The following is a 21,354-nucleotide window of genomic DNA, read 5'->3' on the forward strand; positions in this document are numbered from 1 at the left end:
GAATGGACAGATGCCCAAGGAGACCGGCCGCAAGGTCATCGCGCAGAACAAGAAGGCGCGCCACGACTATCACGTCGAGGACACCTTCGAGGCTGGTCTGGTGCTGGTCGGCACGGAGGTCAAGAGCCTGCGTGAGGGCCGCGCGTCGCTCGTCGACGGATTCGCCGAGATCGACCGCGGCGAGGCGTGGCTCCTGCAGGTCCACATCCCGCAGTACGCGCAGGGCACCTGGACCAACCACGAGGCCCGGCGCCGCCGCAAGCTGCTGCTCAACCGTTCCGAGATCGACAAGATCGAGCGCAAGCTCATGGACAAGGGCGTCACGCTCGTGCCGCTCAGCCTGTACTTCAAGGACGGCCGGGCCAAGGTCGAGATCGCGGTGGCCAAGGGCAAGAAGGCCTACGACAAGCGGCACACGATCCGCGAGCGCGACGCCCTGAACGAGGCCCGCAACGTCATGGGTCGCAAGCTCAAGGGCCTGTAGGAGTGGGGGCCGCCACGACGACCGGGCCCGCGACCGATGCCGGGCTCCCGGAGTACCTGGCGACGCTCGGTCTCCCGGGGATCTTCGACGTGCACGTGCACTTCATGCACCCGCGCGTGCTGGCGAAGGTGTGGGCCTACTTCGACGCGGCAGGCCCGAAGCTGGGCCGCCCGTGGCCGGTCCGGTACCGGACGAGCGACGAGGACCGGGTCGCCACGTTGCGGGCCATGGGCGTCGCGCACTACTCGGCCCTGTCGTACGCCCACAAGCCCGGTGTCGCGACCTTCATGAACGCCTGGTGCACCGAGTTCGCGGCCCTGCACCCGGAGTCGCTGCACTCGGCGACGTTCTACCCCGAGCCGGAGGCCGACAGCTACGTGGCGGAGGCGCTCGAGCAGGGGGTCGAGGTCTTCAAGGCCCACGTGCAGGTGGGTGAGTTCTCGCCCGACGACCCGCTCCTCGACCCCGTCTGGGCGCGACTGGAGCGCCATGCCGTGCCGATCGTGCTGCACGCGGGCTCCGGGCCCGCCCCGGGGCGCTACACGGGGGTCGAGCCGGTGCGCCGTGTCCTCGCGCGGTTCCCCGACCTGCGGCTCGTGATCGCCCACCTCGGCACGCCCGAGACCCGGGGCTTCGTCGAGCTCGCCCGGGCCCATGCCCACGTGCGCCTCGACACCACGATGGCGTTCGTCGACTTCTGGGACGACGACCCGTCCTTCGAGGTCGTGGACCATCTCGTCGACCTGCAGGCGAAGGTGCTCTTCGGCAGCGACTTCCCGAACATCCCGTATCCGTACGCCCACCAGGTCGAGGCCCTCGCCCGGCTCGGTCTCGGTGACGACTGGATGCGCGACGTCCTCTGGCACAACGGCGCGCGCCTGTTCGGTCGAGCCTGATCGGGCGACCCGGTCTCCCCGGTCGCACGCCTCGTCGGCCATGATGGGGCCGCACGCCACCGCCTGTGAGGAGCCCCATGAGCAAGACGAACCCCGGCCACTTCTTCGAGGACTTCCGGGTCGGGCAGGTCTTCGAGCACGCCACCCCGCGCACGATCACCGAGGGTGACCGTGCGGTGTACGGCGCGATCTACCCCACGCGGTTCGCGATCGCGTCCTCGGCGCAGTTCGCCGCCGCGGTGGGCCTGGCGGCTCATCCCGTCGAGGAGCTCATCGCATTCCACGTCGCCTTCGGCAAGACCGTGCCGGACATCTCGCTCAACGCCGTGGCCAACCTCGGGTACGCCGAGCTGCGGTTCCACCAGCCGGTCGTCCCGGGCGACACGCTGCGCACGAGCTCGGAGGTCATCGGCCTCAAGCAGAACTCCAACGGCAAGAGCGGCGTCGTCTACGTCCGCTCGACCGCGGTCAACCAGCGCGGCGAGGTCGCGCTCGACTGGGCCCGGTGGGTCATGGTGCACAAGCGTGACCAGTCGCTCCCCGCGCCCGAGACGGTCGTGCCCGAGCTCGCGTCCGTCGTCGCGCCGGAGGATCTCGTGCTCCCCGCCGGCCTGGACTTCTCCGACTACGACGCCGCGGCCGCGGGTGAGCCGCACCGCTTCGACGACTACGCGGTCGGGGAGAAGATCGACCACGTCGACGGGGTCACGCTGAGCGAGTCCGAGCACATGATGGCGACCCGGCTCTGGCAGAACACCGCCAAGGTCCACTTCAACACCCAGGCCCGGCCCGACGGCCGGCGCCTGGTCTACGGGGGCCACGTGATCTCGATGGCGCGGGCGCTGTCGTTCAACGGTCTGGCCAACGCGCAGCTGATCGCCGCGATCAACGGCGGCTCGCACACCGCCCCGGCCTTCGCCGGCGACACGGTGTACGCCTGGTCCGAGGTGCTCGACACGGCTGAGACGCAGGCGCCCGGCGTCGGAGCCCTGCGGCTGCGACTGGTCGCCACGCGGGACCGCGACGAGTCCATGACGCTCAAGGGCGAGGACGGCAAGTACGCCCCGGGCGTGCTGCTCGATCTCGACCTCTGGGCGCTCGTCCCGCGCTGAGCCGGGACGACTCGCCATGTCAGCGCGCCTGATCCTCGTCCGCCACGGCGAGACGGAGTGGAGCCGAACCGGCCGCCACACGTCCACCACCGACCTGCCGTTGACCGAGGCGGGGGAGCAGGAGGCGCGGGCGCTCGCGCCGGTGCTCGCCGAGCTCCCCGTCGACCACGTGCTGTGCAGCCCGCGGCTCCGGGCCCGCCGTACCGCCGAGCTCGCGGGTCTCGCCGATCCGGAGATCTGTGCGGACCTGGCCGAGTGGGACTACGGCGACTACGAGGGCGTCACGACGCCGCAGATCCGCGAGACGGTGCCCGGGTGGACCATCTGGTCCTCGCCCGTGCCCGGGGGCGAGAGCGCCGCGCAGGTCGCGGAGCGGCTGGACCGGGTCGTCGCACGGGTGCGTGCCTCCGGCGGCACGACGTTGGCCGTGGCGCACGGCCACTCGCTCCGGGCCCTGGTCGCCCGCTGGTTGGGCCTGCCAGTGGCCGAGGGTCGCCACTTCGTGCTCGACACGGCGACGTGGAGCGAGCTCGGTGACGACCGCGGTACGCCGGCCGTGCTGACGTGGAACGTGGGACGGCGGCGCTAGGTTCTCGGGCTAGGTTCGCGGAGTGCCGTCGCCGTGGATGCGCAGGGTTCGAGGACGCGCGACGAACGACGAGAACAGGCTCACGAGCAGTCCGGCGGCGAAGCCGATCGCGACGATCGTCGTCGTGAGCGTCCCACCGGCCACCGCCACGCCGAAGGTGAAGGCCACGCTGCCGACGACCGCGATCGGCAGGCACCACAGCAGCCGCAGCGGCAGCGGTCGGGCGACCGACTGGGCCATGCGGCGCAGTGCTTCGTCGGAGGGGCCCCTCCGGTCGCGCGGGTCGTCGGGTTCGGGCTGGCTCGCGGTCATGCCCCCTGACGCTAGCCTGACCCCATGCGGATCGACCTGCACACCCACTCGAACCGGTCCGACGGCACTGACAGCCCGGCCGAGCTCGTGCGGAACGCGGCGGAGGTAGCCCGGCTCGACGTCGTGGCGCTGACCGACCATGACGCCACGACCGGGTGGGACGAGGCGCAGGCCGAGGCCGACCGCATCGGGATCCGGCTCGTGCGGGGCATCGAGATCTCGACGCGCTACCAGGGCGAGAGCGTCCACCTGCTCGGCTACGAGTTTGATCCCGAGCACCCGGCCCTCGTCGCCGAGCTCCGCCGGGTGCTCGACGGTCGCGACAACCGGCTGCCCGACGTCCTGCGCAAGCTCGCCGAGCACGGCGTCGACATCACGCTCGAGGACGTCGCGGCCCAGTCCGGCGACGCCGCGGCCTCAGGACGGCCGCACATCGCCGACGCGATGGTCGCGAAGGGCTACATCGCCCACCGCGACGAGGCCTTCAACGGCTGGCTCAACACCGGCGGACGGGCCTACGTCGACCGCTACGCGGCGCCCTTGTTCGCGACGGTCGAGCTCGTGAAGGCGGCGGGCGGGCGTGCCGTCGTCGCCCATCCGTGGTCGCGGGGCAGTGACCGGGTGCTGTCGGCCGACACCTTCGGACGCCTGCAGGAGGCGGGGCTGGACGGCATCGAGGTCGACCACCACGACCACGGCGCCCCGGCCCGCGACCAGCTCCGCGCGATCGCCGCCGACCTCGACCTCGTCGTGACGGGGTCCAGCGACTACCACGGCACGGGCAAGAGCTCGGCGTTCCGCCTCGGTGCGCATCTCACGGCCCCCGACCAGCTCGACCGCCTCCTCGGCTGAACGCTGCCGAGAGACTTTGTTGGTGCACAGGAGAGAGTTTGTTGGCGATCAGCCGCAACAAAGTCGCTCGTGACCACCAACAAAGTCTCTCGCGAGCGGAACGTCAGGTGGCGGTGAGGAACGGGAGCCAGGCGGCAGCGAGGGCTGCGGGGTCCTCCACGCCGGGGGAGTGGCCCAGGCCAGGCAGGACCGTCGGCTCGACCCCGAGGCGGTGCGCCATGTCGGCCTGCGCCGCGAGCGGCCAGGCGTCGTCGAGCTCGCCGTAGCCGACCCAGACGGGCAGACCCGTCGCGGCCACCTCGGCCACGCGGTCGGGCGCCTCGAGCAGGTGCAGGGTCATGGCCCGCAGGGAGTCGGGGGAGTTCGCGACGAACCGGCGCTCGAGGAACGCGGCGATCTCGGGCGGACGGGGCGCGTCCGCGGCACGCTCCCCGATGCGGTGCAGCTCCAGGAGCGGGACGGTCAAGAGGGCATCGGCGAGGTGGCGGAGCGGTCGGGTCGGGGAGTCGCCGAGCGCGCCGGGACCCGTGCAGAGCAGGCTCAGGCTGCGCCACCGCTCCGGGCGCTTCGCCGCCGCCGTCTGGGCCACGAGACCCCCGAAGGAGTGGCCGAGCAGGTGCACGGGATCGCCCGACGCCGCCCGCGCCACGGCGCCGGCGTCAGCGGCGAGCGCCTCCAACGCGTAGTCGTCGTCGGCGGTGCCGGGGGTCTCGAACTGCCCGCGCTGGTCGTAGGCGGTCGCGTCGAACCCGGCCTGCGCGAGCAGCGGCAGGAGCTGGGTGAAGTCCTCCTTGCTGCCGGTCCAGCCGGGCACCAGCAGCACGTGGCCGAGCGGGGCGTCGACCCGCGCGACGTGCGCCGCGAACGAGCCACGCGGGGTCTCGATGCGCGTCGCCGCGACGCCCTCGGGCACGGCGAGGGTCTGGGGCGTGCTCATCGTCCGCGCTTGGCCGCGCGGGCCACGAGCGAGGTGGGGGCGTGCTGGGCAAGGAAGGCCAGGACCTTGTAGCGCTTGGACGGCACCGACAACGACTTGCCGCGCTCGAGGTCGCGCAGGCCCTCGGCCACGACGCGGTCGGACTGGAGCCACATCCACTTCGGCACCCCGGAGATGTCCATCTCGCCCCGCTGGTGGAACTCGGTGCGCGTGAAGCCGGGAGCGAGCGCCATGACCTTGACGCCGGAGGCTCCGTGATGCCAGCCCGCCCACAGCGAGAGGTTGGTGAGCCACGCCTTGTGCGCCGAGTACGCGCCGCGTGGGGTGAACGCCGCGACGCTCGTGACGTTGACGATCGCGCCGTGGCCCCGAGGGGTCATGGCCTTGATCGCGGCGTCCATCAGGTGCATCGGCGCGCGCACGAGCAGGTCGAGCTGGCGGTCCTCGTCGGCGATCTCGGTCGACCCGAACCAGCCGGCCAACGAGGCGCCAGCATTGTTGACCAGCAGGTCGACCGGGCGGTCCGGGTCGGCGAGGACGGCCGCGACCCGGTCGACGTCGGCCGGACTCGTGAGGTCGGCCGTCAGGACGTCGACCGTGACCCCGTGCTGGGCCCTGAGGTCGGCCGCCACTTGCTCGAGGCGAGCCGTGTCGCGGGCGACCAGAACGAGGTCGTCACCGCGGGCGGCGAGGGCGCGGACGAAGGAGTGGCCGATGCCGGCCGTGGCACCGGTGACGAGAGCGCGAGAGGACATGCGTCCAGCATGCCGCACACGCCGCGGCCGCGGCATCGCCAGTGGCACAATGGCCGACGTGACGACGACGATCAGCGTGGTGAACCAGAAGGGCGGGGTCGGCAAGACGACGACCGTCGCCTCCCTCGGCGCGGCGCTGGTCGAGCTCGAGCAGCGTGTGCTGCTCGTCGACCTCGATCCGCAGGGCGGTCTGACGTTCTCGTTGGGCATCGACCCCGAGGACCTCGACGTCACGGTGGGCGACGTCCTGCTGGGCACGCACCGGGCCGACGACGCGATCGTCGTGACCGACGACAACGTGCACCTGCTGCCGTCCAACATCACGGTCACGCAGGCCGAGGAGGGTCTGGTGACCCGTACCGGCCGCGAGCAGCGCCTGCGGGTCGCGCTCGACAAGGTCGCCGGCGATTACGACGTCGTCATCATCGACTGCCCGCCCACGCTGGGGGTGCTCACGGTGGGGGCCCTCGCGGCCTCCGACAAGGTGCTGATCCCGCTCCAGGCCGAGACCCTCGCGCACCGCGGGGTGGGCCAGCTGCTCGAGACGATCAGCGACGTGCAGCAGTTCATCAACTCCGGGCTCGTGGTCTGGGGCGTCCTGCCCACGATGTACGACGGTCGCACCAAGCACGCCCAGGCGGTCGTCGACGCGATCGGGTCCACCTACGAGCTGCCGATTATCTCCCCGGCGATCCCGAAGTCGATCCGGTTCGCCGAGGCGCCCGCGATCGGTCGCACGATCCTCGGGACGCACCGCACTCACAAGGGTGCCGAGGCCTATCGTGCGGTGGCCGCCCAGCTGCTGGACTGACGCGCCGACGTCCGCGACGACCTGAGGCCCGACGCGGTGCGTCGGGCCTCAGGTCGTCGTGCATGGATCGTCAGGAGCTGCTGGGCTCGCCGGTGGACTGACCACCGGACGGCGCGCCGCTGCGCGTGCGGCGCCGGCGGCGCCGGTTGCGGTTCGCCGAGCCCTCGCCCTGAGCCGCGTCGGAGGACGTGGTGCCGCCGTCGCGCGGACCGCTGGAACGCTGGCCGCTGGGGCGACCCGCGCCCTGGCCGCCACGTCGGCCCGCCTGGTCACCGCGTCCGCCGGCGGGCTTGTCCGCCTTGGGACGGGGCGAGGCCGGCTTGAGCCGGCCCTTGACGTCGCGGGGGATGCCCAGGTCGTGGAACAGGTGCTCGGAGCTCGAGTACGTCTCCTGCGGGTCCTCGAACGGCAGGTCGAGGGTCTTGTTGATGAGCTTCCAGCGCTGGATGTCGGCCCAGTCGACGAACGTGACGGCGATGCCGGAGAGCCCGGCGCGGCCCGTGCGGCCGATGCGGTGGACGTACGTCTTGTCGTCCTCGGGGCACGTGTAGTTGATGACGTGGCTGACCCCGGCCACGTCGATGCCGCGCGCCGCGACGTCGGTGGCCACGAGGGTCTTGACGCCGCCCTCGCGGAAGCGCTGGAGCGCCTTCTCGCGAGCGTTCTGCGCCATGTCGCCGTGCAGGGGCGCCGCCGGGAACCCGCGGTCGGCGAGATCGTCGGCGAGTCGCTGCGCCTGGCGCTTGGTCCGCGTGAACACGATGACCTGCGTGACGTCCTCGGCCTGCAGGATGCGCGCCACGATCTCCGGCTTGTCCAGGTCGTGGGCCTGGAACACGAACTGCGCCGTGGTGGGCACGGTCTGGTTCGACTCCGAGCTCTCGGCCCGGATGTTCATCGGGTGCCGCATGTGCTTGCGGGCCAGGGACACGATCGCGCCGGGCATCGTGGCGCTGAACAGCATCGTCTGGCGCTCGGGGGAGGTCTTGGCGAGGATCGACTCGACGTCGGGCAGGAAGCCCAGGTCGAGCATCTCGTCGGCCTCGTCGAGCACGACGGACGTGACGTGCGAGAGGTCGAGCGCGCGGCGGTTGGCCAGGTCGAGGATGCGTCCGGGGGTGCCGACGACGATGTCGACCCCGGTCTCGAGCGCCTCGAGCTGCGGCTCGTAGGGCACGCCGCCGTAGATCGTGAGGTTGCGCGTGCCACGGTTCTTGGAGGCGAGCTTGACGTCGCCCGCGACCTGGAGCGCGAGCTCGCGGGTGGGGGCCACGATGAGCGCCTGCGGCTTGCCGGGCGCGGCGAGCTCGCCGTAGGCCTCGTCGGCCGGCGCGGCGACGCGCTGGATGACGGGGATGGAGAACGCCAGCGTCTTGCCGGTGCCGGTACGGGCCTGGCCGATGAGATCGGTGCCGGCGAGGGCGACCTGGAGCGTCATCTCCTGGATGGGGAACGGGGAGGTGATGCCGACGTCGCTGAGCGCGTCGGCGATCTCGGGCATGACGCCCAGATCGGTGAAGGTAGTCAGTGTCTTCTCGAATCGTGAGGTGGTGAACGGGATGAATCGGTGCATGTCGTGATGGGCAGACGACGTCGTCCGATGTGCTCACGACCCTGATACGGCCCGAAGGGGCAACCCCAGCGTACCGGCCCGCCGGCGGTCGGGCCGCATTCGCCGGGCCCGCCCGGCGTGGGCGCTACGCTGCGGACATCATGAGTGACGCAGACCAGGACCCCTCGTCGAGCTCGGTCACGAGCAACCCGGCCTTCGACGACCCCGACTACCGCAGCGGCATCGTCGAGCTGCTCGGGCTGCTCTCCTCCGGCGAGATCATCGCGTGCGAGCGGCTGGCCGAGGACGCCAAGATGGCCCCTGACCTGCGCACCAAGGTCGAGATCGCGGCCATGGCCACCTCGGAGTTCGGTCATTTCGTCCAGCTGCGCGACCGGCTGGTCGAGCTCGGCGAGGACCCGTACGCGCGGATGGCCCCGTTCGCGGCGACGTTCGAGGCGTTCCACGCCAAGACCCGCCCGGCCGACTGGCTGGAGGGCCTGGTCAAGGCCTTCGTGTTCGACGGCCTGGCCGCCGACTTCTACCGCGAGATCGCGGCGTTCCTGGACGCCGAGACACGTGAGCTCGTGCTCGAGACGATGAGCGGCACCGGCTCGAGCGAGTTCGTGATCGACGCCGTGCGCGGCGCGATCGAGGTCGACCCGAAGGTCGGCGGACGCCTCGCACTGTGGGGCCGGCGGCTCATGGGCGAGGCGCTGAGCCAGGCCCAGATGGTGGTCGCCGAGCGGGACGAGCTCAGCGCGCTGCTCGTCGGAGGGGTCGACTCACCGGGCCTGGACCTCGCCCAGATCGGACGCATGTTCACGCGGCTGACCGAGGCGCACGCGGCCCGCATGGACCGCCTCGGCCTCGCCAGCTGACCCCCGGGTCAGGGCGGAACGGCCAGCGTCCCACCCTGACTGGGTCACATGGCCGAGATCTGGCCGAATCCGACCGGACGGCCGGCGTCGGCCGTGAAGTTCAGGTAGGCGATCTTGTCGGCCGGGACCGCGACCGTCGTGCCCTTCTCGTCGGTCAGGGTGAAGAGCGAGTCGTCCTTGATCGACTTCGCGAGCTCCTCGAGCAGGTGCTCGGGGCTGCTGGTCGTCTCGACCGACAGCTCGCGGGCGGCGTTCTGGACACCGATCTTGACCTCCATGGAGGGGTCCTTCCGTTCTTCGGGGTGTGCGTGGGTGGAAACGGTGGCGACGGGGCGGGAATTCCCGGGCCAGGTCAGGCCGTGTGCGGCTCGTCCTTGGGGAAGCCGCCGATGCCGCGCCACGCGAGGGTCGCGAGCATGCGCACGGCGTCCTCGCGCGAGACGGTGGACGCGGAGTCGAGCCAGTGCCGGGCACTGACCTGACCCATGCTGACCAGGGCCACGGCGAGCAGGTGCGAGGCCTCGTCCGACAAGCCGGCGTCCTCGCGGATGACCTCGGCGATCGCGGTGGCCGACTCGGTCGTGACGCGGTCGAGCTGGTCGCGCACCTCCGGATCGCTCGTCAGGTCGGACTCGAAGACGAGCCGGACCGGGGCGTCGTCGCGGGCGACGTAGTCGAACCAGAGCTCCATCGTGGCGCGGACCCGCCGCCGGTTGTCGTGCGTCGAGGCGAGCGCGGTGCGGACGCCTTCGATGACGGTGTCGCAGGCCGTGCCGATCAGTGCGAGGTAGAGGTCGAGCTTGCCCGGGAAGTGCTGGTACAGCACCGGCTTGGACACCCCGGCGCGTTCGGCGATCTCGTCCATCGAGGCGGCGTGGTAGCCCTGCTCGACGAACACCGTGAGGGCGACCTCGAGCAGCTGGGCCTTGCGGGCGGAGCGGGGGAGGCGACCCGATCGGGGTCGGCCGTCCTGGCTCGGCACAGTCGGGGCGTCGGTCACGTCGGCGATGCTACCTGGGCCGTCATCTCAGGACACGGACATCGGTCGGCGGGTCCGCCTCGTCCCGGGACAATGGAGTCATTCTGGTGGTGGCGTCACCCCCGCTCGCGGAACACTTCGGCGGGCGACGGCGTTGACACCAGCGACATCGAGACCGATTGAGGAGTTGCCGTGGTCGCGCCCCTGGTGGAACCCGCCGACGAGCTGACGATCGACGAAGTGCGTCGCTACAGCCGTCACCTGATCATCCCCGACGTCGGGATGATCGGTCAGAAGCGTCTGAAGAACGCCAAGGTGCTGGTCATCGGCGCCGGTGGCCTCGGCAGCCCCGCGCTGCTCTACCTGGCGGCGGCCGGCGTGGGCACGCTCGGCATCATCGACGACGACGTCGTCGACGAGTCGAACCTGCAGCGCCAGATCATCCACGGTCAGTCCGACATCGACCGCCCCAAGGCCGTCAGCGCCGCGGAGTCGGTGGCTGAGACCAACCCGTACGTCACGACGATCGTGCACAACGAGCGCCTCGACAACGACAACGTCCTGGAGATTTTCAGCCAGTACGACCTGATCGTCGACGGCACCGACAACTTCGCGACGCGCTACCTCGTCAACGACGCCGCAGTCATCCTCGGCAAGCCCTACGTGTGGGGCTCGATCTACCGCTTCGAGGGCCAGGTCAGCGTCTTCTGGGCCCAGGAGGGCCCGCAGTACCGCGATCTCTATCCCGAGCCGCCGCCGCCGGGCATGGTCCCGTCGTGCGCCGAGGGCGGCGTGCTGGGCGTCCTGTGCGCCTCGATCGGCTCGATCATGGTCACCGAGGCGATCAAGCTCATCACCGGTACCGGCGACCCGCTGATCGGCCGGCTGATGACGTACGACGCGCTCGAGATGCGCTACGCGACGCTCAAGATCCGCCGTGACCCCAACGGCGTGCTGCCGACCGCGCTGCTCGACGACTACGAGGCGTTCTGCGGCGCGATCAGCGACGAGGCCGCCGAGGCCGCCGCCGACTCCACGATCAGCGTCGTCACGCTCGACGGCTGGCTCAAGGAGCGGTCCGACGGCGGACGCGACTTCGTGCTGGTCGACGTGCGTGAGCCGGTCGAGCGCGACATCAACCACATCCCGGGCTCGATCCTGATCCCCAAGGGCGAGTTCCTGAACGGCAACGCGTTCGCGCAGCTGCCGCAGGACACGCAGGTCGTCCTGCACTGCAAGTCCGGCGTGCGCTCGGCCGAGGCCCTCGCGGTGCTCAAGGGCGCCGGCTATGCCGACTCGGTGCACGTCGGTGGCGGGGTCGTGGCGTGGGTCAACCAGATCGACCCCAGCCAGCCCTCGTACTGAGCCGGACGTGGCCAGCGAGGAGTTCGCCGAGGCGGTGCTGCGCATCGTCGAGGCGATCCCTCCTGGTCACGTCATGACCTACGGGCTGATCGCCGAGGAGATCGGTCGGGGCGGCCCCCGTCAGGTCGGGGGCGTCATGGCGCGCGACGGCCACGCCGTCCCGTGGTGGCGCGTCGTCCGGGCCGACGGCTCGCTCCCCGCGCATCTGGTGCTCGACGCGCAGCGGGAGTGGCAGCGTGAAGGCACTCCGGTCAGGCGTGGTCGGGTCGACGTCACCCGCGCGGTGGCGCCCGGGGACGACGCAGAGCGGTAGCGGCTCCCGATGTCAGTGACGTCTGGTTGCATGATCGCGTGACCCTCCAGTACGAGCTCCGGCGACCACGGCAGGCCGGCGTCGTGGTGCCCGAGCTCGACGCCTCCCAGCAGGCGGTGGTCGACCACCGGGGGAGCCCGCTCCTGGTGCTGGCGGGCCCGGGCACGGGCAAGACCACGACGGTCGTCGAGCTCGTCGCCCAGCGCATCGCGGCGGGCGAGGTCACGCCCGACCAGGTCCTCATGCTGACCTTCAGTCGCAAGGCCGCCGAAGAGCTGCGCGAGCGGGTCGCCGCCCGCCTCGGCGGGGGCGCCGTGGTCGAGGCCCGCACCTTCCACTCCTGGTGCTACGGGGTGCTGAAGTCGGCCCAGGACCGCACGTCGGTCGGCGCACCCCCGACCTTGCTCAGCGCCCCCGACTCCGATGCGTTCCTGGCCGAGCTGCTCGCCGGCCACGAGGCCGAGTCCTGGCCGGCGGGCCTGCGGCCCGCCCTGCGCACCCGCGGCTTCGCGACCGAGCTCGGCGCGTTCCTCGGGGCGCTCGCCACGGGCACGCTCACGACTGACGACCTCCGTGCGCTGGCGATCAGCCAGGAGCGTCCGTGGTGGACCCGGGTGGCCGACGTGCTCGACGAGTACCGCGACGTCGCCAACCTGGCCAACGTCACCGACTACGCCGAGCTGGTGGTCGGCACGTCGGGCCTGCTCGACGACCCTGACGAGCTCGACCGGCTCCGCGGCCGTCTCCGGCTCGTGGTGGTCGACGAGTACCAGGACACCGATCCGGCCCAGGTCGAGGTGCTGCGCAAGCTCGTGGGCCCGAAGCAGCAGCTCGTCGCGGTCGGCGACCACGACCAGTCGATCTACGCCTTCCGCGGTGCCGATGCCGAGGCCGTCGCCCTGTTCCCCCGCCACTTCGCCGGCGCGGAGGTCGCGGTCCTGGACACCACGCGCCGGTTCGGCCCGCGCATCCGCGACGCGGCCGTCGCGGTGCTGCCGCCGCTCCAGGCCCGCGGTCTCCCGGTCGACGTCGTGCGCCGACACCGCGACCTCACGTGCGTCGCGCCCACCGAGGGCACGGTCGAGGTCGTCAGCTTCACGAGCGAGACCGCCGAGGCCGAGCACGTGGCCGAGGTCCTGCGCCGCGAGCACCTGCAGGAGGGGCGTTCGTGGTCCGACATGGCGGTCCTCGTGCGCACCTCCGCCCAGCTCTCGCGCCTCCAGCGTGCCCTCGTCGAGGCCGACGTCCCCTGCGAGGTCTCGGGCGACGAGGTCCCCCTGGTCGCCGAGCCGGCGGTCCGTGTGCTGCTCGGGGCCCTGTCGGCCGCCGACGCCCTGGCGTCCGGGCACGACCTCGAGCCGGACGTCGCGCACACGCTGCTCACGGGTCCGCTCGCAGGCGTCGACGCCCCCGATCTGCGGGCCCTGGGCCGCCGCCTGCGCACCGACGACCGCGAGACGCCGTCCCGGGTCCTGCTCGCGCGCGCCGTCTCGACCTTGACCGAGGCCGGGGCCGAGGTGGGCACGGCCGAGACGGTCGTGCGGCGTCTGGCGCGGTTGCTGGCCCGTGCGGCTCAGATGATTCGCGAGAACCAGGCTCCCGAGCAGGTCCTGTGGGCCCTGTGGGACGGCACCGACTGGCCCTCGCACCTCGAGCAGGCCTGGGAGTCCGGCGGCAGCGAGCGCGTCGCGGCCGACCGTGACCTCGACGCCCTGGTCGCGCTGTTCCAGCACGCGGCGCAGTCCGAGGAGCGCCACCGGCGACGCTCGGTGGCGGGATTCGTCGCCGACCTGCGGGCGCAGCGGCTCCCCGCCGACCGGATGGCCGAGAGCACCGCGCGGCCGGCCGCCGTGCGGCTCATGACGGCGCACCGTGCCAAGGGGCTGGAGTGGCCGGTCGTCGTGGTCGCGGGGGTGCAGGAGGACGTCTGGCCCGATCTCGCGGCCCGCCCGTCGCTGCTGCGGCCCGATCTCCTGGGCGGGCCGGCCCCCACGACCCGCGAGCGCCTCCACGAGGAGCGCCGCGTCATGTACGTCGCGCTGACCCGGGCCCGCGAGCATCTCGTGGTCACCGCGGTCGACTCCGGCTCCGACGAGACGGGAGGCCCGTCGCGCTTCCACGACGAGCTCCGAGCCGCGGGGTTCGACCGCGGTGCCGCGGTGGGGCGTCCGGCCCGCCCGCTGTCGCTGCGGGGCATCGTCACCGAGCTGCGTCGGGCGGCCGACGACCCCGACCCGGCGGTCCGGGCCTCGGCCGCGAGCCTGCTGGCGCGCATCGCCCGCAGCGATGCAGGGCGGGCCCGCGCCGCGCACCCCGACACGTGGTGGGGACTGGCTGACCTCACGGTCTCCGAGGTGCCGCTGCGCGACCCCGATCAGCCCCTGGGCCTGTCGGGTTCGAGCCTGACCAGCATCACCGGCTGCTCGCTGAAGTGGTTCCTCGCCAGCGAGGCCCAGGGATCGCGCGGTTCCACCACCGCCCAGGGCTTCGGTCTCGTGGTCCACGCGGTCGCGGCCGATGTCGTCCGGCGCGGCCTGGAGCGGCCCAGCGTCGCCGAGCTGCAGGCCCATCTGGACGCGGTGTGGCACCGGCTCGGCCACGAGACGGCGTGGATCAGCGAGCGGGAGAAGGCCGACGCCCACCAGGCGCTCGTCCGGTTCGCGACGTGGCACGTCAGCCACGGCCGCACGCCGATCGCCGCGGAGCACGAGTTCACCGCCGAGCTGCAGATCGACGGCGAGCCGGTCGTGCTCCGTGGGTCGATGGACCGCGTCGAGCTCGACGCCGACGGACGGGTGCACGTCGTCGACTTCAAGAACAGCAAGCACGCCCCGTCGGCGGCGGAGGTCACCGAGCACCCGCAGCTCGGTGTCTACACCCTCGCAGTGCGCACGGCGGGCGTCGACGGCCACCACGACGTCGGCGGCAGCGAGCTCGTGCAGCTGCGCATCCCGGAGGGGGCCAAGGCCCCTGACGCGCCGAAGGTGCAGCACCAGGCCGCCCCGGTCGAGGAGGGGGAGTTCTTCGTCCACGACCTGATGCGTCGAGCCGTCCGCACGATGCGCTCGGAGAACCTCGCCGCCACGCCGGCCACCTGCACGTTCTGCGAGTTCGACGTGGTCTGCCCGGCCAAGACCACCTTCACGATCGGGTCGGCCCGGTGACGGGCCCCGCGGTCGCCGGCGCGATCCGGGACGTCGAGCACCTGTGCGCCGTCCTGGAGGTCCCCTTCAGCCCGGAGCAGCGCGCGGCGATCACCGCTCCCCGTGAGGGCACGTACTCGATCATCGCGGGGGCCGGCTCGGGCAAGACGGCGGTCATGGCGGCCCGCGTCGTGTGGCTCGTGGGCCACGTCGGTGTCGACCCCGAGCGCGTCCTCGGTCTCACGTTCACGGCCAAGGCCGCTGGCGAGCTGGCCGGACGAGTGCGGGAGTCGCTGCGGCGAGTTCCCGACCTCGAGCACGCGGTCGGGCACGGCGGAGGCGAGCCCACCGTCTCCACGTACCACGCGTTCGCAGGCCGGCTGATCGCCGAGCACGGCCTGCGCCTGGGCCTCGAGCCCGACCTCGAGGTGCTCACCGACGCCCGTCGGCACCAGCTCGTGGTGCGGATGCTGCGCGCGGTCGACGAACCCCTGCAGCACGTGTCGACCCACCTGCCGAGCCTCGTCGCCGACGTCCTCGCGCTCGACGGGCAGCTGTCGGAGCACCTCGTCTCGCCGGAGGACCTGCGCGCGTTCGACCGCGACATCGTGCTCGAGATGCAGAACCAGCCCAAGATCCTCAAGCTGCACACCAACATCGCGAACGCCTCGCTCAAGCGCACCGAGCTGAGCCACCTGGTCGAGCGCTACCGCGCTGCCAAGGCCGAGGCCGGCGTCATGGACTTCTCCGACCAGATGGCGTGGGGCACGCGGCTCGCCCAGCTGCCCGAGGTCGCCGCCGAGCTGGGGGAGCGTTTCGACGTCGTGCTGCTCGACGAGTACCAGGACACCTCGGTCGCGCAGCGCGATCTGCTCGCGGCGCTGTTCCAGGGCCGGGTCACGGCGGTGGGCGACCCGGCCCAGGGCATCTACGGCTGGCGCGGCGCCGCCACGGGCAACCTCGAGGGCTTCATCGAGCAGTTCACCCCCGAGGGCGTGCCGCGCACGGAGCCGTTCACCCTGGCCGTCAGTCGCCGGTGCGGCCACCGCATCATCGACCTCGCGGGCCACGTCGCCCGCGAGTTCTACGCCGACTCCCGCGTCGTCCGGCCCTTGGAGGCTGCGCCGGGCAATCCCGAGGGCGAGGTCACGGTGGCGTTGCACGCCACCGTGCGCGACGAGGTGGAGGCCGTCGCCGACGCCGTGGTCCGGGCCGGTCGCCGGCTCGATCCGCCGGTCTGGAACGAGATCGGCGTCCTGGTCCGCACCAAGAACGAGAACGCCGAGATCGTGCAGGCGCTGCGCTCGCGCGACGTCCCGGTCGAGATCGTCGGCCTGACCGGTCTGCTGGCGCAGCCGGAGGTCCTCGACGTCGTCTCGGTCCTCGAGGTGCTCGACGACATGACCGCCAACCCCTCGATGCTGCGGCTCCTGGCAGGCCCGCGCTGGCGGGTGGGCGACCGCGACCTGGCGCTGCTCGGGCGCCGGGCACGCCGTCTGGCCGAGTCGCACCACACGGGCGACGATCCCGACGCGGGCGACCTCGACGCGGTGCTGGCCGCCGACCTCGACCGCGCCACGACCGGCGTCGACCCCACCGAGGTCGTCTCGCTCGCCGAGGCCGTCGCCGACCTGGGCGGTGGTCCGTACTCCGCGGAGGCGCGGCGTCGGTTCGCCGACGTCGCGGCCTTCTTCGCCCGATTGCGCCGGTTCGTGCACGAGCCCCTGACCGACCTGGTGCACCGCGTCGTGCGCGAGCTCCAGCTGGACGTCGAGCTGGACGTCGCCGGCATCGGCACCGACACGCTCTCGCTGCTCCACGAGGCCGTGGCGAGCTACGCCTCGAACGACCCGCACGCCTCGCTCGGCGGGCTCATGGCCTACCTCGCGGCCGAGCGCGAGCACGCCGACGGTCTCGACGTCAGCACGCCCTCGCAGGCCAACTCGGTCAAGGTCCTCACGGTGCACAAGGCCAAGGGGCTGGAGTACGACGAGGTCTTCGTCCCGTTCGTGGCCGATGGCGTGTTCCCGTCACGCTCGGCCCGCAGCCGCTGGACGTCGGTCGCCTCGGCCCTGCCCACGGCGCTGCGCGGCGACGGCGAGACGCTGGCCGACCTCCACGACTTCACGACGGCCGGCGACAAGGAGTACCGCGCCGCGACCCTGCGCGAGTCGTACCTGGAGGAGGTGCGGCTGGCCTACGTCGCCCTCACGCGCGCGAAGTCGCGACTGCACCTGAGCGGCCACCGCTGGGGCCGCACGCAGAAGCGTCCCCGCGACCCGTCGCCCTTTCTCGCCGATGCCGCGGTGTGGCTCGCCGAGCACGGTGGCGAGCCGCTCGTGTGGGCGCCGGAGCCGGCTCCCGACGAGACCAATCCGCTGGTCGACGACGTCGCGTTCGCGTGGCCGCACCCCGTGGTCGGCATGGAGCAGCGACGGGCCTTTGCGGCCGAGGTCCGGGCCGCCCTCGACTCCTCGGAGCCGGCCGACCTCCATCCGTCGCACCTCGAGCTCGCCGAGGAGCTCGAGCTCGTGCTCGCCCAGGCTGAGCGCGCCGAGAGCGCGGTCGTCGAGGTCACCCTGCCGTCGGTCCTGTCGGCCACCCAGACCCTGTCCCTCGTCGGCGACGAGGCCGCCTTCGTCCGAGACCTCGCCCGGCCGATGCCGCGCCGTCCGTCGGCCGCTGCGCGCTTTGGCACCGCCTTCCATGCGTGGGTCGAGCAGCAGATCCCGGTCAACGCCCAACGCTCGATCCTCGACCCGTCCGACCTGCCCGGGGCCGACGCCGAGGTGGCCGACGACGCCGAGCTCGCCGCGCTGATGCAGGCGTTCGCCGCGGGACCGTTCGCCGATCGCACGGCGTTCTCCGTCGAGGAGGCGTTCTCGGTCCAGCTCGGCGCGCAGCGGCTGATCGGCCGCATCGACGCCGTGTTCCCCGCGCGGCTGGCCGATGGCACCGAGGGCTTCGAGATCGTCGACTGGAAGACCAACCGCACCACGAGCGCCGACCCCCTGCAGCTCGCGGTCTACCGCACCGCGTGGGCCGAGCAGCACGACGTCGACCCCGCCCGTGTCGTCGCGTCGTTCCACTACGTCCGGCTCGGCGAGACCGTCACCTACGACGACCTGCCAGGCCGCGAGCAGCTCGAGCAGATCCTCGCGGGTGGCTCGCCCGTCAGCCGGTGAGAACCCCGGCCGCGCGCGCCGGCTCTGCATAGGCCCCGGCGAGCGATGCCACCGTCTCGTGCGCATTCAGGCCGCTCGGGTTCGGCACGACCCAGAGCTCCGCGTCGCCCAGGTCGAGGGGTTGTCGACCCGGGACCGCGCCCCGCTCGCCGAACGCGGTCCGGTAGGACGTGATGCCGGCGACGGCCACCACCGGGGGCCGCGCCTCGGCCACGAGCCGCTCGAGCCGGGCTCGCCCGGCACGCACCTCGTCGTCGTCGAGCTCGTCGGCGCGGGCCGTCGCCCGCGCGACGAGGTTGGTGATGCCGACGCCGGCGCTCAGCAGCTCGCGCTGAGCCTCCTGGGCCGTGGCCGAGGTGATGAGGCCGGCTGCCTGCAACGCGGGGTAGAAGCGGTTGCCCGGGCGGGCGAAGTGAAGGCCCGTCGCGGCGCTGACGAGCCCGGGGTTGATGCCCACGAACAGCAGGCGGAGCGGGTCGGGCCGCAGATCGGGGATCGTCCGCCCGACGTACGACTCCAGCTCGGCCCGGCTCAGGCGCGGGGTGCTCACCGCCCCAGCCTAGGACGCGTGGTCGTCAGGTCTAGCCTGACGACGTGAGCCGATTCGCCTTCGACGGAGCCCGCCACGACCGCGCCGCGCTGCACCGGGCCGACAGCCGTGAGCTGGACGACGTCCGCGTCATGGTGCTCGGCGGCGAGCACGTCGCCACGGTCGACGGTCCGGCCCTCGCGTGGGTGCCGGCGTCCGAGGCTCCCGAGGGGGAGTGGATCTGGCTCGGCGAGCAGCACGGTCGCCGGCACGCCGCCGTCGTGGTCGACGGTCGCGTGCCCGCCGAGCTGACCCCGACGAGCATCCGCGTCCTGGCCCCCCAGCTCGCTCCCGACGAGCTGTCGCTCGCGGTGCACGCCGTCGCGATCGCTCGCTGGCTGGGCGCGACGCCCTTCTGTCCGCGCTGCGGCGCGCGCACCCAGGTGCAGCAGGCCGGACACCTGCGGCACTGCCCCGAGTGCGGCGCCAGCCACTTTCCGCGCACCGACCCGGCCGTCATCATGCTCATCACCGACGATCAGGACCGCGCCCTGCTGGCCCGCAACCCCGCCTGGCCGGAGGGCCGGTTCTCGACCCTGGCCGGCTTCGTCGAACCCGGCGAGTCGCTCGAGGACGCGGTGCGGCGCGAGGTGCGCGAGGAGGTCGGGGTCACGGTCGGTGACGTCACGTACGGCGCGAGCCAGCCGTGGCCGTTCCCCGCGAGCCTGATGCTGGGATTCTTCGGCACCGCCACGGAGACGACGATCGAGGTCGACCACGACGAGATCGCCGAGGCCGCCTGGGTGACCCGCGACGAGCTGATCCGCTACGGGGAGGCCGGCACGTTGCTGCTGCCGCCCAGCGGGGTCTCGATCTCGAGCTGGCTCATCGAGTCCTGGCTCGGCAAGGACCTCACGGCGAGCTGGTTCTGAGGCCTGGGGAAACGTCTGCCACCGGCCTAGCGGTAGAAGCCCTCCCGCAGGTTGATGCACCGCTGCGATCGAGTCTCGGTGAGCCAGCAACCTCAGGCCCCTGCGTGAGGTTGCCTGCTCACCGCCTCGGGCGGGTCAGTCGCCGGGCCACTCTCCGGTCCACTTCTGGAACAGGCGGGCTCCACCGCGGTCGATCAGGGCCTTCACGACCGAGTAGATCGCCCCTTGGGCCAGCGCCGCGAGCACGATCTTGGGCAGCCGGTACTCCGACTGCAGGGCCGTGGGCGGATCGTCCGAGGCCTGCGGATCGACCCGCTTCCACACCTGGTGGAACACCTTGCTCGCCACGAGGCCGCCGAGGATGCTCGCCACGAGGCCCCAGGGCCGGTACAGGATCTTGGCGGTCTTGCTGGGCTTCTCGGTCTCCCGCGACGTGCTCATGCGCTGCCTTCCTCGTGGTGGTGACGGACGGGGTCGCTGGTGCGCCCGGCGGTGAGCCGCAGGCGCCGACCCCGCTTGATGTCATCCTGCTGCTTCTCGGCGGCCTTCGCGATCTGGCGCGTGTCGCGCAACGGAAGCTGGATCGCCACCTCCGCGACGAGCCCGGCCTGCAGCTGCCGGCCGCGTTCGAGCTCGGCGTCGAGCTCGGCCCCGAACAGCAGGGCAAGGTTCGTGATCCACAGCCAGAGCAGAAACACGACGACGCCGGCCAAGGATCCGTAGGTCGCGTCGTAGCGGGAGAAGTTCGCGACGTAGAAGCCGAACAGGCCCGACGCGGCCGCCCAGACCAGGATCGCGAGGACCGCACCGCCGCTGATCCACCGAAATCGCGGCTGCTGCACGTTCGGTGTGGCGTAGTACAGCAGCCCCACGAGCAGCGCGACGGCCGCGAGCATGAAGGGCCACTTCGCGATGTTCCAGACCAGCACCGCGGTCGAGCCCAGTCCGACCGCCTCGCCGACCGCCCGAGCGGCGGGACCGGTCAGCACCAGTCCCATGGCCACGATCGCTGCCAGCACCACCGTCACGACGGTGACCGCGAGCATCGCGGGGCGGCGCGTCCAGATGGGCCGCCCCTCCTCGATCTCGTAGATACGGTTCAGGCCGCGGCCGAACGCCCCGACGTAGCCCGACGCCGTCCACAGCGCGGTGAGCAGGCCGATCACGACACCAGCGCCGACGCCGGGAATCCCGCTCATCTCGGCCAGGATCGGCTCGAGCGTGTCGGCCACGCCGGTCGCCCCGAGGTCCCGCAGGATGTCAGTCAGGGTGCGCACGGTCTCCTGCCCCTGGCCGACGACCCCCACCAGCGACAGCAGGGCGATGGTCGCCGGGAACAGGGCGAGCACGGCGTAGTAGGTGAGGGCCGCCGCCACGTCGGTGCACTGGTCCCGGGAGAACTCGCGCGCCGTCTTGCGTAGCACGTAGGTCCACGACGCACGCGTGAGGTCGTCGGGGGAGTCCGGCAGCTCGCGCTCGTCGTGGGTCCGGTCGCGGTCCGGGTCAGCAGCGGCGGGTGAGGCCGTCGCGGGCTCGTCCGCGACGGTCGGCTGTCCGCGCCGCAGTCGGGCGCCCGCGGCCACGACGGCTCCCACGAGGGTCAGGCCGCCGATCGTCTTCCACGTGCTGGTCATGAGTCCTCCCGCAGCGATCGGTGGCCGCGGGAGTACCCGCGGACGACCCCGGACATGCAGAACGGTCCTGGCGAACACGCCAGGACCGTTCTC

At 72.2% G+C, this 21,354-nt stretch carries 21 protein-coding genes; 12 read left to right on the forward strand and 9 right to left on the reverse strand.

From position 1 onward, the window contains the following. Positions 1-10: 10 nt before the first annotated feature. From smpB to KAG51_RS00480, 4 genes are all read left to right on the forward strand, one after another. Positions 11-484: an SsrA-binding protein SmpB gene (gene smpB, locus KAG51_RS00465; RefSeq protein WP_290579507.1), complete on the forward strand. Its 474-nt coding sequence runs from the start codon at positions 11-13 to the stop codon at positions 482-484. Positions 485-486: 2 nt separating this feature from the next. Then, positions 487-1,380, forward strand: a complete 894-nt coding sequence (locus KAG51_RS00470) for an amidohydrolase family protein (protein WP_290579509.1) — start codon at positions 487-489, stop codon at positions 1,378-1,380. A gap of 77 nt (positions 1,381-1,457) precedes the next feature. Continuing rightward, positions 1,458-2,492 carry a MaoC family dehydratase gene (locus KAG51_RS00475; RefSeq protein ID WP_290579510.1) on the forward strand — a complete coding sequence of 345 codons (1,035 nt, stop codon included), beginning with the start codon at positions 1,458-1,460 and terminating at the stop codon, positions 2,490-2,492. Between the two features lie 16 nt (positions 2,493-2,508). After that, positions 2,509-3,081: a histidine phosphatase family protein gene (locus KAG51_RS00480; RefSeq protein WP_290579511.1), complete on the forward strand. Its 573-nt coding sequence runs from the start codon at positions 2,509-2,511 to the stop codon at positions 3,079-3,081. A gap of 9 nt (positions 3,082-3,090) precedes the next feature. Here KAG51_RS00480 and KAG51_RS00485 read toward each other — a convergent pair whose 3' ends face one another. Beyond that, positions 3,091-3,393, reverse strand: a complete 303-nt coding sequence (locus KAG51_RS00485) for a hypothetical protein (RefSeq protein ID WP_290579513.1) — start codon at positions 3,391-3,393, stop codon at positions 3,091-3,093. 24 nt (positions 3,394-3,417) lie between these two features. Between KAG51_RS00485 and KAG51_RS00490 the strand changes: the two genes are divergently transcribed. After that, on the forward strand, positions 3,418-4,245 hold the full coding sequence (locus tag KAG51_RS00490) for a PHP domain-containing protein (RefSeq protein WP_290579515.1): 828 nt from the start codon (positions 3,418-3,420) through the stop codon (positions 4,243-4,245). A gap of 103 nt (positions 4,246-4,348) precedes the next feature. Here the strand turns inward: KAG51_RS00490 and KAG51_RS00495 are convergent, their stop codons facing one another. Then, positions 4,349-5,182, reverse strand: a complete 834-nt coding sequence (locus tag KAG51_RS00495; protein WP_290579517.1) for an alpha/beta hydrolase — start codon at positions 5,180-5,182, stop codon at positions 4,349-4,351. Next, a complete protein-coding gene (locus tag KAG51_RS00500) occupies positions 5,179-5,937 on the reverse strand; it encodes an SDR family NAD(P)-dependent oxidoreductase (protein WP_290579519.1) in 759 nt (252 codons plus the stop codon). Before KAG51_RS00500 ends, KAG51_RS00495 begins: the two co-directional genes overlap by 4 nt. Positions 5,938-5,986: 49 nt before the next feature. On the opposite strand from KAG51_RS00500, the gene KAG51_RS00505 reads away from it, so the two are divergent. After that, positions 5,987-6,748, forward strand: coding sequence for a ParA family protein (locus KAG51_RS00505; protein ID WP_290579521.1), 762 nt, complete (start codon positions 5,987-5,989; stop codon positions 6,746-6,748). Between the two features lie 70 nt (positions 6,749-6,818). Here KAG51_RS00505 and KAG51_RS00510 read toward each other — a convergent pair whose 3' ends face one another. After that, positions 6,819-8,321, reverse strand: a complete 1,503-nt coding sequence (locus KAG51_RS00510) for a DEAD/DEAH box helicase (RefSeq protein WP_363316120.1) — start codon at positions 8,319-8,321, stop codon at positions 6,819-6,821. Positions 8,322-8,461: 140 nt separating this feature from the next. Between KAG51_RS00510 and KAG51_RS00515 the strand changes: the two genes are divergently transcribed. Beyond that, positions 8,462-9,181 carry a ferritin-like fold-containing protein gene (locus tag KAG51_RS00515; RefSeq protein ID WP_290579523.1) on the forward strand — a complete coding sequence of 240 codons (720 nt, stop codon included), beginning with the start codon at positions 8,462-8,464 and terminating at the stop codon, positions 9,179-9,181. Positions 9,182-9,225: 44 nt separating this feature from the next. Here the strand turns inward: KAG51_RS00515 and KAG51_RS00520 are convergent, their stop codons facing one another. Both KAG51_RS00520 and KAG51_RS00525 read right to left on the reverse strand, forming a co-directional pair. Continuing rightward, positions 9,226-9,459: a DUF3107 domain-containing protein gene (locus tag KAG51_RS00520; protein WP_290579524.1), complete on the reverse strand. Its 234-nt coding sequence runs from the start codon at positions 9,457-9,459 to the stop codon at positions 9,226-9,228. A gap of 74 nt (positions 9,460-9,533) precedes the next feature. After that, positions 9,534-10,181 carry a TetR/AcrR family transcriptional regulator gene (locus KAG51_RS00525; protein WP_290579525.1) on the reverse strand — a complete coding sequence of 216 codons (648 nt, stop codon included), beginning with the start codon at positions 10,179-10,181 and terminating at the stop codon, positions 9,534-9,536. A 183-nt stretch (positions 10,182-10,364) separates the two neighbouring features. Between KAG51_RS00525 and moeZ the strand changes: the two genes are divergently transcribed. From moeZ to KAG51_RS00545, 4 genes are read left to right on the forward strand one after another with little or no spacing between them, the layout of a single operon-like run. Continuing rightward, positions 10,365-11,525 carry an adenylyltransferase/sulfurtransferase MoeZ gene (gene moeZ, locus KAG51_RS00530; RefSeq protein WP_363316123.1) on the forward strand — a complete coding sequence of 387 codons (1,161 nt, stop codon included), beginning with the start codon at positions 10,365-10,367 and terminating at the stop codon, positions 11,523-11,525. A gap of 7 nt (positions 11,526-11,532) precedes the next feature. Further along, on the forward strand, positions 11,533-11,838 hold the full coding sequence (locus tag KAG51_RS00535; protein ID WP_290579528.1) for an MGMT family protein: 306 nt from the start codon (positions 11,533-11,535) through the stop codon (positions 11,836-11,838). 38 nt (positions 11,839-11,876) lie between these two features. Next, positions 11,877-15,002 (forward strand): ATP-dependent DNA helicase, encoded by a 3,126-nt coding sequence (locus tag KAG51_RS00540; RefSeq protein ID WP_290579530.1) that lies wholly within the window; start codon positions 11,877-11,879, stop codon positions 15,000-15,002. Then, the gene (locus tag KAG51_RS00545; RefSeq protein WP_290579532.1) at positions 14,999-18,166 is read left to right on the forward strand and encodes an ATP-dependent DNA helicase; all 3,168 of its coding nucleotides are present in this window, start codon (positions 14,999-15,001) and stop codon (positions 18,164-18,166) included. Before KAG51_RS00540 ends, KAG51_RS00545 begins: the two co-directional genes overlap by 4 nt. Here KAG51_RS00545 and KAG51_RS00550 read toward each other — a convergent pair. Continuing rightward, a complete protein-coding gene (locus KAG51_RS00550; protein ID WP_290579534.1) occupies positions 18,156-18,716 on the reverse strand; it encodes a mismatch-specific DNA-glycosylase in 561 nt (186 codons plus the stop codon). The two genes, KAG51_RS00545 and KAG51_RS00550, sit on opposite strands and share 11 nt — an antisense overlap. A gap of 44 nt (positions 18,717-18,760) precedes the next feature. Here KAG51_RS00550 and nudC point away from each other — a divergent pair, with 44 nt between their 5' ends. Next, positions 18,761-19,627 (forward strand): NAD(+) diphosphatase, encoded by an 867-nt coding sequence (gene nudC, locus KAG51_RS00555; protein WP_290579536.1) that lies wholly within the window; start codon positions 18,761-18,763, stop codon positions 19,625-19,627. 135 nt (positions 19,628-19,762) lie between these two features. Here the strand turns inward: nudC and KAG51_RS00560 are convergent, their stop codons facing one another. Continuing rightward, complete coding sequence (locus KAG51_RS00560) at positions 19,763-20,068, reverse strand: DUF4235 domain-containing protein (RefSeq protein ID WP_290579538.1); 306 nt, start codon at positions 20,066-20,068, stop codon at positions 19,763-19,765. Beyond that, complete coding sequence (locus KAG51_RS00565) at positions 20,065-21,261, reverse strand: YihY/virulence factor BrkB family protein (protein ID WP_290579540.1); 1,197 nt, start codon at positions 21,259-21,261, stop codon at positions 20,065-20,067. Before KAG51_RS00565 ends, KAG51_RS00560 begins: the two co-directional genes overlap by 4 nt. Between the last annotated feature and the right edge of the window lie 93 nt (positions 21,262-21,354).

The sequence above is a fragment of the Aeromicrobium sp. genome, from assembly GCF_023146395.1.
In the GTDB taxonomy this organism is placed as follows: domain Bacteria; phylum Actinomycetota; class Actinomycetes; order Propionibacteriales; family Nocardioidaceae; genus Aeromicrobium.

Coding starts and splice junctions, on each gene's coding strand:
- KAG51_RS00490 (WP_290579515.1), top strand. CDS start 3,418: ATGCGGATCGACCTGCACACCCACTCGAACCGGTCCGACGGCACTGAC.
- KAG51_RS00565 (WP_290579540.1), bottom strand. CDS start 21,261: ATGACCAGCACGTGGAAGACGATCGGCGGCCTGACCCTCGTGGGAGCC.
- KAG51_RS00560 (WP_290579538.1), bottom strand. CDS start 20,068: ATGAGCACGTCGCGGGAGACCGAGAAGCCCAGCAAGACCGCCAAGATC.
- smpB (WP_290579507.1), top strand. CDS start 11: ATGCCCAAGGAGACCGGCCGCAAGGTCATCGCGCAGAACAAGAAGGCG.
- KAG51_RS00505 (WP_290579521.1), top strand. CDS start 5,987: ATGGCCGACGTGACGACGACGATCAGCGTGGTGAACCAGAAGGGCGGG.
- KAG51_RS00495 (WP_290579517.1), bottom strand. CDS start 5,182: ATGAGCACGCCCCAGACCCTCGCCGTGCCCGAGGGCGTCGCGGCGACG.
- KAG51_RS00515 (WP_290579523.1), top strand. CDS start 8,462: ATGAGTGACGCAGACCAGGACCCCTCGTCGAGCTCGGTCACGAGCAAC.
- KAG51_RS00510 (WP_363316120.1), bottom strand. CDS start 8,321: ATGCACCGATTCATCCCGTTCACCACCTCACGATTCGAGAAGACACTG.
- KAG51_RS00485 (WP_290579513.1), bottom strand. CDS start 3,393: ATGACCGCGAGCCAGCCCGAACCCGACGACCCGCGCGACCGGAGGGGC.
- KAG51_RS00475 (WP_290579510.1), top strand. CDS start 1,458: ATGAGCAAGACGAACCCCGGCCACTTCTTCGAGGACTTCCGGGTCGGG.
- KAG51_RS00500 (WP_290579519.1), bottom strand. CDS start 5,937: ATGTCCTCTCGCGCTCTCGTCACCGGTGCCACGGCCGGCATCGGCCAC.
- KAG51_RS00520 (WP_290579524.1), bottom strand. CDS start 9,459: ATGGAGGTCAAGATCGGTGTCCAGAACGCCGCCCGCGAGCTGTCGGTC.
- KAG51_RS00480 (WP_290579511.1), top strand. CDS start 2,509: ATGTCAGCGCGCCTGATCCTCGTCCGCCACGGCGAGACGGAGTGGAGC.